Origin of the sequence: Paraburkholderia sp. RL18-085-BIA-A, assembly GCF_046027075.1 — a bacterium.
Lineage (GTDB): Bacteria > Pseudomonadota > Gammaproteobacteria > Burkholderiales > Burkholderiaceae > Paraburkholderia.
In genome coordinates this window covers 47058-58388 of the sequence record NZ_JARESU010000056.1, presented here as the reverse complement: position 1 = coordinate 58388, position 11331 = coordinate 47058, and the positions used below count along the sequence as shown (strand labels likewise).

The following is an 11331-nucleotide window of genomic DNA, read 5'->3' as shown; positions in this document are numbered from 1 at the left end:
GCGCGACGGCAGCGACCCTGGGGCCGAGACGGTCGTATTGGCGAAAAAATGCGAGCATTTGAGACGCATCGAATCGCGAGTCCTCAGGTCCAGCCTTGGCTAGAATGTCGGCGGCTGCAGCCAATTGTCGCGTGGCTTGAAGGAATTCAGTGCGGTCCATGACACCGGCCTCTTCATGAGTCGCCATCGGATAGTCTAAGAATCATCGTGCAGCGAATGCAGGTGCCGAACTTTGTCAAACAGCCACTGAAAGAGCGAATTGCCTTGTTCCTGCTCGACAGAAGGTTGGGTCGTCAACTTACCCAGCGCGTCCTGCCGGTAGGCTAATTGCTTACATAGCTGCTTTGCGACCTCCGGATGGTCTTTGAGGAACGCCGTCATGTCGTCCTTACCTAGCTGATACAGCACAGAGGGCGTGAGAGTCGAAATCGACACGTGCATCGACAGCCCTGCTAGCAAGCCCGCCTCCCCGAATGACTCACCCGGGCCAATTCGGGCAATCTCGCGGTCTACTGACGATTCGGCGAATTTCACAGAAAGTACGCCCGAGTACACGATAGAAAGACTGTCTGGCACCGTGTCGGGCGCCAGTACCTGATGATTCGCCTGGTACTCGTGACGGGAAAGGCGTTCTGCAAGCCGTGTCACTTCATCGCCGGTCAGACTCTCAAACAGGCTGACGCGGCTGAGCAACGCCTCTTTGGCATCATGGGTGGCAAAGGCCGGCCCGGGCACGCCAAGCGAGCGCAGCGTCACGCCTGAGGCGGCAAGATGCCGGTAGCAAAGGTCGAACAGTTCGTTGGATGTGGCGAGCTTCTTGTTCATGTCGTCGACGAACGCGACAACCTCATATTGCACCGTATTTAGTGTGGTGCGCCTCATGCGTGCATACGGAGATGGAACATCCAGGATGGTATTGCAGCCCTTCAGAGCGCGGCCTAGAGCATCAAGCACCGTCTTCGGCCGCGCCTCGGGCTCAATCTCAAGGACGAGTGATAAACCGTGAACATCTGCTGGCCTGCTGTTGTTGAAGATTTTCGCCTTCGATGCAACAGCGTTCGGCACGATAAGCGTATTCCCTTGACCAGTCAGCAGGTGCGTGGCCCGCCAATTCATTTCGATTACTTTGCCCTCGACGTCGTCAATTATCACCCAGTCGCCGACTGAATATGGTTCGGTGGTGTTCAGCACTATGCCCGCGAACACGTCGCTGAGTGTGCTCTGGATAGCCAGACCCAGCACAATAGCGAGCGCACCTGATGTAGCGACGAGGCCACGCACCGGCAGTTCGAGCACGAAGCCGAGGGCAGCCACGATTGCGGCCAGAAATACTATGGCCCCGAACACGTCCGAGAATAGCCGTTGCCTTCGCCAGGCGCTTGGCAACAGCAGTGTGTCCAGTGAGAGAGTGAGCAGACGAGCACCCATCAGCCACCAGATTATCTCGAGCACCTGCCCTAACCAGTGCAGTTGGGCCGCGCTCTCAGGAGCCGTTTGAGTGATTGGGCTTAGACCGGAGGAGAAGAGCACCCAGCTCAGCGCAGCAAAAAGCGCCAGCCGGATGAAGAGCCGTACCAGTTCATTTGCAGGCATCCGGAAGCGCCATACGATGACGTCCAAAACGACGATACCGAATCCGAGAATTAGCGGATATTCCACAGGCGCTCCTCCTTCCTATCAGGCGACTGTAAGAGGATACACATCTGAACGCGCACACGTGGAAGTGCGGGAGCAGCCTGTCGACAGCACTTTCGTGTCGAGCAACCCTTCGTCATCGCTTGCTTTCCGTTGTTGTCGAAATCGCTCGTGCTCATGCGGTGACGGAGGGAAGTGATTGTTATTGGGCCGTTCACGAAGTACTCGTTGGGAGTTGCGAGTATCGTGACCTTCTGACCCGGTTGATTCAAGAAGCCTGGAGCCTCGACCATCCACATCGTTCGGCGCATCAAATTGACAGGGAGCCAGTCGACGCAAAGATGGCCGCTGCAAACGTCGAAAAACTAACGCCCCTTTTGCGGAAAATTGCGCGCGGTGATTCCCAGAGGTGCTGCGCTGGGGAGCTGAGCTGTATTTCGCCCTCAACTTGCATAACGAACTGCCCACCGGAATTGACCGCGTCATCTACTATTCGGACGCTTTAACAGCAGCAGCCATTGTCGACGGTTGCCGATTAGCAACCACGGGCCGATTCGCCGGTCTAACTGCGACTGATATCGTCGTGGCTGACGCTCGGAATCAGCTGTACCTCGTTGAGTTCGGGGCAATTGCAGGCGTCGACATGATGCTTGATGCCACGGAGTTCTCGGCGCTAGATTCCGTCCGTGTTGAAATTGCGATTTCGGTTTTGCGGGTACGGGGTGGTGATGGCGTGTGCCTTGGATGGAGGCGCCATAGGCGACCGCTGTAACCGAGTTGGCGACAGCGGTTCGTCGAACGGCGGGGGAAATTGCGAGCCGGGCTACGGTTAAGTACGACCGGACCTGGATGTGCCGGTGCGGCCTTTGGCTTTCGGCCTAGGTTTGTGGTGCCCACCGCTTGGGACCTTCTTACCCGGCACGGACATAGAGATGTCTGACGGTACCGATATCGGCGCCGCGACGGGCTTAGACCCTGCGCTTCTTCTTGCCTGCACCAACCACTTCTCTATTGCTTTCGCACGCTCGGAAACCGGAACCGGCGCTGTCTTCCCGTTGCCCTTTATGGCCAATGCAGGCCGGGTCGCGGCCAAGCGGCCCGTCGTGCGTTCGCGTTCCTGCCGTACAAGCTCGGCGTATGAAACAAGAGCAGTCTGGGCATCGTGAAAGGTCGACGGCGTTCCTTTCTGCTTCTGGGCCATCAAGCTGGACTGAGCGGGGGCCGAAATGCTCTCCGGCGTGTCAGTACGAAGCTTCGCCTGCGAAATGGTCGACGCAAACGTGCCCGACTGATGCTCGCCCGCTTCTGATGCCGTCCGACGACAAATTGCCGGAAGACCCCATTTCTCGCAGACGTAACGCAAAACGCTCGTATGGTCGTACAACGTATGGTCGACACCTTTAGCTACCCACGGAGAAACAAGAACAGCGGGAACGCGCACGCCTAGCTGGCTAAACGTGTAATTGTCGGTATTCTCGTCCGGCGCCACCGTCGCAGGCGGCACGACATGGTCGTAAAAGCCGCCGTGTTCGTCATAGGTGACGATTAGAAGCGTCGATTCCCATAACGCCTGATTTGCCCGGATTGCGTTGTAAACATCGGCTATAAGCTTTTCGCCTGCCACCACACCGGCTGGGGAATGCTGGTCGTTTTCGCCGCCGCGCAATCCATCAAAATACCGTGGCTCGATGAAGGCATATGCCGGGAAATCTGTTTCCGCTCCTTTGCAGTTGTCAAGGAATGCATCCATCTCCTGGAAGCCATCTGTGAAGTACAGGCGCTTCAAACGGCTGAGCACAATGGATTGTGGCACACCACCGTGGTAAATCTTCCATGAAATGCCCTTGTCATTGAGCTCGTCGTAAATCGTTCGCTGGGTGTACCTACCGAAAAACATGCGCACAGTGTCGATGGCACCGTCTGGCATGAGTACATCTCCAAGACTCGTACCGCTATGTACGAAGAAGCGGTTTGGCCAGGTCGGTCCCGGCATCGATGAGAACCATCGATCGCATACCGTGAACGATTTCGCCAGCGCGTGCAATGCTGGCAGGTCGCCATCCTTGAAATACGCCATCACCTGGTCAGCTTCAGTAGCCGGAGCATTCGGGTTCTCACGCCGGAACTCATCCACAAAGTGCGTCATCCCGTCCGCAATCTGTCTGGTCACGTTTTCGAACTCGTGCGGGACTTTGAAATCTTTGCTGACGAACTGAGCAGCAGACGGAGTCTGCTTGTGGGGCGCGTTACCTTTTTCGGCGTCAAGATTGACGCCGGGATTCTGAGGGTCGACCCCGTCGATATCTGGATTGAAGACCTGGAGCGCCCCCAGCATGTGGTCGAAGGACCGGTTCTCCATCATGAGCATAATGACGTGACGGATAGGGTCGTCGGGAAATGTGCTGACTGCGACGCCCTTTGTTGCCGCCGCGGCAAACCGTTCGGTAACCTGAAATTTGCGCGAGGTCGGTTCATTCTGCATGTTGCTGCGGCGCACGACCCGACCGAGACCGCCTGACTTTGCGTTCAGGCGCTGCCGTGCAAGCGCATCGTTTGCGAAGAACTGGCTATATTGGCCTTTCGTCGGGTCGAAGTAACCAATATATCCTCCCGAACCGACTCCAAACGATTTCAGGTCGGTACCGCAAAAATCGTTTCGCGCACCTTCCTCCTCGCCCGGAGTGAAATAGTGCGGCAAAACAAAGTTCGAAACGGTCACGCCATCGATGACGTACGTCTGGGCTTGCACGGCATCGCACATCTCAAAAAAATGATAGACGGTGCGACTATCGCCGTTTGGGTCCGGTCCCTGCACGAGCAAATTGCACTGCGGGTCACCGATAAGCTCGAGTGCTTCATGAGACAAGGTGGTCGACCATTCTTCGCCGAGCGTCTTGCAGAGGTCCAGATAGACAAACCCATAGGGAATTCCGGCGAGGTTCTGGTCGTGATATCCGAGCACGTCGTTTGAAGCAGCCGAGTCAAGGACGTAAAGGATGGCGTCGCCGCGCAATTCTTTGAGTTGCGTGAGGTCGGTGTCCGGGCCAACGAGGCCCTCGACACGAAGTCTGCCGCCAAATGCCCAGTAAGGCTCAAAATCTTCGGCAATCTGCCGATTGATGGCACGGAGGACACGATGCATTTCCCGGTCCGCAATGCAACTCGTGCGATTCACAACCGAAATCTGATACATGCCCACCTCCGCCTGCAGGATAGTCAGAACTTGCCCTGAAGTGGCTTAAACGTGTGCGCCATGTGCGCTCGGAGTGCATTTTCTCTTCCTGACCAGCAGTCCCGGTGCCTGGCCGACAATAGGCTGAACTGCGACAACGGTCCTCGACATGTTCGTTGAAAATCGGGAGTCACTCTGAGCGAGAAACTGCCTGTTGAAATTGCTGAAAACCGCTTCTTTCTTTTTCCTCAGCGTTTGGGAAAGGAATACCGCCAGCTTCTCTGCCATTGTTATCTCCGTGTATTCGCAACATGCGCGCTGGAAATCCGATAGATAACGGACCGGTTGACGTTCGCAGAGGTCAAACCTTTTGATTTGTAAGCTTATACCGAGTGCCAGATAAGCCTCGCGCTTTGCATTCGCCTATGTTCGGTAGCGCACATTGGCAACTCGTACGGTGTGCCACCGCAGTGCGATATCCAACCAGGTGAGACGCTTGGACGTGTGCGCGAGTTGTGCATTGCGACAGCGCCTATGTCACAGCCGAACAACAAGCTACTGGACCATCGAGAGTATCGGCACGGCCAAGGAACGTCCGTACCCCTGCGCGGGTTGAGTCGCTACCCTCGGGTAGCTTCGGGCTTCCGTGCCCTGCAGTTCGCCATGCTTGTGCGAGTGTGCCGCTGCGTACTTCAACTCGGAGTGCGCTCCCTCCACCTTGCGTGCCTACTCCCACTTGGGTTGTCCCTTCAAGGATAGCGAAAATCCGCCATTTCCCAAGGTGACCGCTGCTCCGGTGTGTTCGCTTCGAATAGTCGCTTTTATGCTTTTCTCTAAAATTTTGTTTCAAATGTACCTCAAGCACACGTGCCGAGCGCTCGTTCTTGAGCTTAAAACGAAAATGCGGGCATCCCCGTTGTTGATATGCAGGTTGCCGTGAACTATGTTGTCAGTCTATACGCCTCGATTCTTCGGAAGGGCGATACAGCACTCCAGATTGTCGAATTTGCACGCTCTCGCGATACCCTCACCGGTAAGCTGGCCGCGGCGCGAACTGAAGTACGTCCAATGTTTTGGTTCTGAGTTCGACGTCCTTTTCGCTGCCATGACGGCGACTGAGGAGCGATGAGAATCATAAGCAGTGCGCAATTCGCATCGTCACACAATCCCGTGGCGCATGACGGTTACCGCGCCTCTGACGAAAGCAGTCGGTGTCTGACCGACTGCAATTCGTGAGCACAGCACGCGAGCATCTGGGTCAGGTGAGGCAGACGGCCAGAAAAATAGCTCTTTCGGACGGACTGCCGCGACCGGTTTCGATGCTGACGACGCGCGTGGGTCTGCTCATGCACCAGCACCGCCGGTTGGGTCCGGACGGAGTGGCGTCGGCAGGAGCGGCGACGGTCCCCACATCTCAACCTTGAAATTGGTCGCGAAGGTCCGTAATTCCTGCTCCAGCGCGCGCCATGGCCCGTCTGCGAACGTCGCCCAGTCGATTGTAGACCTCCAGCAGGTGGTCGTTCGAATCTGCGGGGCGCCGAGCAAATTCCGGTTCGCGCGAAGTTCGACCAGACCGGGCTGCTGCACAATCGTTTCCGCCGCCTTCCTGGCCCATTCGGCGTAAGACTCCAGATTGACGCCTGGCTGCAGGTCGTACGTATTCGTCACCTCTATCATGGACGTCTCCTCACCGATGGAGTTGGGCTCCGGCAGGCACATGCCCACTGGCAGTTCGCCGGTATGGCAATGCGCCGCGTCTCTGATACTGCCTTCGTTCGCCCCAGCGGGTCAAGCAGCGCTTCCATGACAAAACATCGAACTTGCTCTCGGAGACGGCCGGAAATGGGACACTTGGCTTCTCGTCGACTGATACGGGCACGGAAGGTGAAGTTGGGTAGGGGTGCACGTCTGCGCATCGAGCGAGCGACCGCCGGACCATATTCCCCCTACTGCCGAAAATCGAAGGGCGCGCGATGCGCGACGGCCTGCGCGTGCCCATCTCTGCTCACCCTGTGCGTGCTTTTAGTGCCAACGCTGCGGCGGACAGTCCGGAGCGGCGAGAATCAGTCCGTCGCGACTATCGCTGCATCTCACGATGCCTGGACGCAACGTCCGGTGTCTCGGCCTCGTCACGACTTCGCATTGAATGAATTTTTGCATTCATAATTTTAATTCGCATTACTTGGCATTTAGATGGAATTATATTGCTATGCTGTTTAAGCATGACTATCGAACCCGGCCTTCGACCCCGCGTACCGCCGGCAATACATGCCGGCAAGTTCGGAGCGTGCCATGACCGCTGAAGATAGAAATGTGCTGGGAAAAAGTCCTTACACCCTCCAAAACATCGAAAGCGCAATTGTCCATCTCGAGCAGGTTTTTAGCGAGGACGGGGCGGATTGGTTATTCTCTCGAACCTACTGGCACCAGCGTGTACTCCAGGCATTAGCGACACCGGGACTTGTCCCCGTCCAAGCGGAACGACTGCAAAGATTGCTTGACAGTATCCCGTAAACACGGACGGAACGGAACTTCTGTAACCAGGGCTAATGATAAAACAAGGGCAGAAAATGAAGGCCTGCAAGTGTACACAGAGCTCGTGCGCTACGCACGCGAGGTTCCCGCGACGAGAACTGCCATGACACGCTGTTGCCTACTCCTGACCTGCGCATAGCCAGGCGACGTCCACGTCGAGAAGTTCAGACAGGCGCTCACAATCCGTGCACTTCGGAACGGTAACTCCGGCGCGCCAAAGGGTCACGTCACCTTCTGGTACGCCGAGAAACCGGGCCACCCGACTGGAAGTGACCTTTGCGCGCTTGATGGTCATGTCCAGCCGTGCTGCGAAGGCCCGTCTGGAAGGGTTGTTTTTGCGAGTGTTCTCCAGATGTGCATCCAAATTCATGCGACGATTCATGGCGTGCAATGCTCCATATGACTTCATCCCGACCAGACCTATGTGTTTCACGCTACGAATGTATGACGCGGCGCCAAAGCTGATGCTTGCGGCCGAGCGCTAGCTCCCGGACAGGCGTGTCGTTCGCGCAAGCTTCAGTGCATCGAAACGCTTCTTGCTGCACGTCGTCTCCACGTCGCGACGTGCCAAGGTTCAGCCGACGGCAATCGACACGAATGGCGTTTCCGCTATCGCGTTCACGGCGAGAATTCGCGCGTCGCGTTCCACGCGTGAAGTGGGAGCGCAATAAAAACTCTCACCCGACGACGAAATCTGTCGAAATACTCGCTCGAAGGCTGCTCCTGTTTCGCATCACCCGCTTTTGTCGTCAGTGGGTCCGGGAAGTTCCACCGACAGGTACAGCTTGTCCGGAAACAGAGGCACGTACCGTTGCGCGACTTCGTCGCACATCGCGACGACGACCACGGGACGAGAGCGTCATTACTATGAGGGCGCAAACGAATCGAGTGGCTAGCTGTCTGGAAAGAATGTTTCTTCAAATAGTGCTCCGTGATAGGCCGATTCAATTGGCGTCCCGACTGTCACCATCCAGTAATGGAACCTTCGTCGTTTTGCAGTTCCTACAGTTGTCGACACCCGGCGAACACCATCGCGCAGCCCAGCGCTGAGGAAGCTGGACGCCCAATCGCTGCCGAGACCAACGCGCCCGCGGCGACGGGTTCGAAAATGCACGCCGACACGGTGACTTCCCACGTTCTTCACACCGGTTAGCAAGACGTCCTTTACCACCTTTTTACTTGCCGCTGGGTTTGAAGGCCCCCTAGAATCTCAAGAATGTCAAACAGTGGACAGGTGCCGTGGACAATCGATGTCGTCGACTTCTGGACAGTTTCACTGTCTGACCGACAAGACGTTCGCGCTCGCTTTTTCCAAGCCGCCGTCTTGTCAGGAGGCACACGATGCGCGCCGTGGCGACTCTCTCCGTGCACCTCAATTAGCGTCATATGGCCGCAGCGATTGCGGGCGCCACATTGCACTGCGTCGTGACGCGTCAACTCGCGGTTGCGTTCGTTCGCACCTTTTCGATTCATTGGCGTGGGTCGACGCGTGCCCCCTCACTAAGACACGAGAAGTCCATGCATGCAGACAACGCCGCACTTGCAGCGGAATACCAGCAGTACCTTGGCGAGGCCGAGAGATGGTTCCGTCACGCGAAGGAAGAGACACACGCCGGGGTTGACACAAAGAGCGCTCGGGGAGTCGCGACGGGATACACCGGTGGGCCGCATCGCCCGCTGGCGGTGTTCAACGAATGGGCCGACCGGCAGTTCGCGAAGCAACTGGCGCCAGGCTATTTTGACGCCGCGAATCTGAGCGACCGCGCCGCGTTCGACGTTTGGCAGGCTGAAATGGTGCGAGACATTCGCGCCCATTGGTCAATGAAACGCGCGTCCGAAACGCGCGGTAAGGCCCATCAAATCGAATTCCCACCCCTGCCGTTTCTGCAAGCTTCGCGGCTGGCCAACATTTACATCAAAGCGTTGCGCGTCAAATGCAGTAAGCGGCCGCACGTACTTGAGGCGATTTTTGCCAACGGACACGTAGTGCTGGACGCGCCGACGTTAGGCGTGCTTCGCGACCTACACACGAAACTTTCAGAGTACAACTTGCTACAAAGCGAGGACGAAGTCCAGCAAAGCTATCGCTCGATTCAACAGCGCGTGCGAGACTTCTGTGCAGAATATGGCGGCTCTCCATTACTGTTCGATGTATTTGCGCGCAATAAGCGCCCGGACCTTGAAGGCAAGGACCTGGATTCCCGTTCTTCTCAAGTTCGGCGGTCGCGAGGTCAGACCCACCCCTTAACTTGTTGAAGAATGGCTTTTTGTTCGCCGAGGTTCCTATTCTGTGGCTTGTGGTTCGTGATTCCGTTTAGCAGCCTGGAACACTCGCCACTTCACCCCGATGGTGTACATGATGCCGTGCTGCGGGTGCTGGGCCTCAAATGATTTGATACCTGGCCGTACACGCTCGGACAGAAAAAGCAGCCGCAACCGGAGGGCACGCAGTGAAACCGCTAAATAGAGGTGTAAAGAGTGGCCGGGCGACACACGAGCCTGTTACGCGGGCAATGCTTTTGCAGTGCTATACCGCGCTGGATGCCTTGCTCCTGGGTTACGGTTCGTGCGAGCTGTTTGCTACGCTGGGTCGATATCTCTTGGTCGCCGGGGAGCTTTGCCGCCTCGGACACCAGTCAGACGAAATCGGGTACATAGCAGAGGCACAGGCGGCGGTGGTGCAGTTGGATGCCACTGAAAAGCAGGGCGGCGGATGGCTTCTAGACGATGCCGACTACACGCGGCTTCGCGTCGCATTCTCAATTCTGGACGAACAACTGTCCGTAGCGTCACTGGACGATATCGCGAAGGCAGAACCTAGCATTGGTGAAGGTCTGCTCGGAGTCGAACGCAAACCCGTCGTCGTCGAGGCGATGTGAGGTCCAGACAGGAAACAGACGTTGCCGCTCCCGTCCCTGACACTAACCAGCGGCATCCTGACTCAACATCCGATGAAATGCAGCCTCGCCATGAGCATCGTGAATGCAGGAGGCGAGGCGTTCGGCAAGTCGGCGACACTCGAACTGCAAAGCAAGAAACGGGACAATTTCGTCAGTCCGGGCTGTGTGTCCGAACACTTGCCGCGATGGGCCGGGCCCGCTGTTTGACGACAAGGACTTCGATAGGGTCTTCACGGATGCAATTCCCCTGAAACGCTGGGCCGAAGCAGAAGACGTCGCGAACCTAGGGACATTCCTCGCGTCGGACGAGTTCGAGCTATTTCCACGGTGACCTCAGCCATGTGAATTGGATGAGGACATTCCGCAGCTTGGGTGGACGCGGCCCGAAATGGATTTTTTGTCAGATGATTCTGTGCGCAAACACACGGACGCAATGGCGATTCCCGGAGAGGATGCTGCGATGAGAGCCGCAAAGGCCCGAGCCGGCGCCAGCGGGGAGTGGCGTAAGAGAACAAACGAAGAACCGGCGTCGTCAGTTGACCCGCTGCCGCCGAGGCGGCGGGTCGCTTTCCTCGCAGACGACGGAATGCGGGCGGATGCAATTGCGATGCACGAAATGTCATCGGGCAAACGCTCAAGCATTGATTTCCCGGTTCCGCTGAGAAGAACTCTCGCTCTTCAGGTTTTGCCCCGCCTTTTAACCGAGCGGTCTATGACCCCGAAGCCGGAAAGCAGCGCGGCAATGTTCACGTCCTCCTCGACTTCAGGCCAGAACAACTGCTGTTGGTCGAGCGAAATCGCAAAGTGCTCGCGTTCCGTTGCCGTTGCGGCCTTCAGAACAGGGCACCAGGCCAGCGGGAATCGCACAGACTGACCGTCGGACAGGTTGAGAAGCAGATGTGTATTGTCGAATCGCACGTCAACTACGACGCCGCGCATGGTCACCTCCTGAGCTGGAAGCAGCTGAACGACAGGTCGTCGCAGGTTGCGCCCAACAAAAAAACGCCGACAAGCCCTCTCGAAGGTCTGGCGATGGCTGCACTTCTGCCGCCGCCGGCTCGGGCACACCGCTTGCGCGCCACGGGGTAC

Annotated in this window: 10 protein-coding genes; 4 read left to right on the top strand and 6 right to left on the bottom strand. The window is 57.1% G+C overall.

Annotated features, from left to right (window positions below; translation table 11 throughout):
- Window positions 1-195: 195 nt before the first annotated feature.
- From P0D89_RS29875 to P0D89_RS29860, 4 genes are all read right to left on the bottom strand, one after another.
- On the bottom strand, window positions 196-1659 hold the full coding sequence (locus P0D89_RS29875; protein WP_408363242.1) for a mechanosensitive ion channel family protein: 1464 nt from the start codon (window positions 1657-1659) through the stop codon (window positions 196-198).
- A gap of 805 nt (window positions 1660-2464) precedes the next feature.
- Window positions 2465-4828, bottom strand: coding sequence for an alkaline phosphatase family protein (locus P0D89_RS29870; protein WP_408363240.1), 2364 nt, complete (start codon window positions 4826-4828; stop codon window positions 2465-2467).
- A gap of 45 nt (window positions 4829-4873) precedes the next feature.
- Window positions 4874-5095: a hypothetical protein gene (locus P0D89_RS29865; protein ID WP_408363238.1), complete on the bottom strand. Its 222-nt coding sequence runs from the start codon at window positions 5093-5095 to the stop codon at window positions 4874-4876.
- A 1056-nt stretch (window positions 5096-6151) separates the two neighbouring features.
- Window positions 6152-6484 carry an antibiotic biosynthesis monooxygenase family protein gene (locus tag P0D89_RS29860; RefSeq protein ID WP_408363236.1) on the bottom strand — a complete coding sequence of 111 codons (333 nt, stop codon included), beginning with the start codon at window positions 6482-6484 and terminating at the stop codon, window positions 6152-6154.
- Window positions 6485-7099: 615 nt separating this feature from the next.
- Here P0D89_RS29860 and P0D89_RS29855 point away from each other — a divergent pair.
- Window positions 7100-7321 carry a hypothetical protein gene (locus tag P0D89_RS29855; RefSeq protein ID WP_408363234.1) on the top strand — a complete coding sequence of 74 codons (222 nt, stop codon included), beginning with the start codon at window positions 7100-7102 and terminating at the stop codon, window positions 7319-7321.
- A 139-nt stretch (window positions 7322-7460) separates the two neighbouring features.
- Here P0D89_RS29855 and P0D89_RS29850 read toward each other — a convergent pair whose 3' ends face one another.
- Entirely contained in the window at window positions 7461-7724 is a 264-nt protein-coding gene (locus P0D89_RS29850; protein ID WP_408363232.1) for a helix-turn-helix domain-containing protein, read from the bottom strand.
- A gap of 1136 nt (window positions 7725-8860) precedes the next feature.
- Between P0D89_RS29850 and P0D89_RS29845 the strand changes: the two genes are divergently transcribed.
- The 3 genes from P0D89_RS29845 (at window position 8861) to P0D89_RS29835 (ending at window position 10449) form a co-directional block, all read left to right on the top strand.
- Entirely contained in the window at window positions 8861-9598 is a 738-nt protein-coding gene (locus tag P0D89_RS29845) for a hypothetical protein (RefSeq protein WP_408363230.1), read from the top strand.
- 257 nt (window positions 9599-9855) lie between these two features.
- Window positions 9856-10221: a hypothetical protein gene (locus P0D89_RS29840; protein WP_408363228.1), complete on the top strand. Its 366-nt coding sequence runs from the start codon at window positions 9856-9858 to the stop codon at window positions 10219-10221.
- 90 nt (window positions 10222-10311) lie between these two features.
- Entirely contained in the window at window positions 10312-10449 is a 138-nt protein-coding gene (locus tag P0D89_RS29835; RefSeq protein ID WP_408363226.1) for a Rossmann-fold NAD(P)-binding domain-containing protein, read from the top strand.
- A 471-nt stretch (window positions 10450-10920) separates the two neighbouring features.
- On the opposite strand, the gene P0D89_RS29830 is transcribed toward P0D89_RS29835, so the two are convergent.
- A complete protein-coding gene (locus P0D89_RS29830; protein ID WP_408363224.1) occupies window positions 10921-11181 on the bottom strand; it encodes a DUF2442 domain-containing protein in 261 nt (86 codons plus the stop codon).
- Window positions 11182-11331 lie beyond the last annotated feature (150 nt).

Bases quoted from the DNA above. Each gene is read 5' to 3' on its own strand.
- P0D89_RS29870 (WP_408363240.1), bottom strand. From the start codon at position 4,828: ATGTATCAGATTTCGGTTGTGAATCGCACGAGTTGCATTGCGGACCGG.
- P0D89_RS29865 (WP_408363238.1), bottom strand. From the start codon at position 5,095: ATGGCAGAGAAGCTGGCGGTATTCCTTTCCCAAACGCTGAGGAAAAAG.
- P0D89_RS29860 (WP_408363236.1), bottom strand. From the start codon at position 6,484: ATGATAGAGGTGACGAATACGTACGACCTGCAGCCAGGCGTCAATCTG.
- P0D89_RS29855 (WP_408363234.1), top strand. From the start codon at position 7,100: ATGACCGCTGAAGATAGAAATGTGCTGGGAAAAAGTCCTTACACCCTC.
- P0D89_RS29850 (WP_408363232.1), bottom strand. From the start codon at position 7,724: ATGAATCGTCGCATGAATTTGGATGCACATCTGGAGAACACTCGCAAA.
- P0D89_RS29845 (WP_408363230.1), top strand. From the start codon at position 8,861: ATGCATGCAGACAACGCCGCACTTGCAGCGGAATACCAGCAGTACCTT.
- P0D89_RS29840 (WP_408363228.1), top strand. From the start codon at position 9,856: ATGCTTTTGCAGTGCTATACCGCGCTGGATGCCTTGCTCCTGGGTTAC.
- P0D89_RS29835 (WP_408363226.1), top strand. From the start codon at position 10,312: ATGAGCATCGTGAATGCAGGAGGCGAGGCGTTCGGCAAGTCGGCGACA.
- P0D89_RS29830 (WP_408363224.1), bottom strand. From the start codon at position 11,181: ATGCGCGGCGTCGTAGTTGACGTGCGATTCGACAATACACATCTGCTT.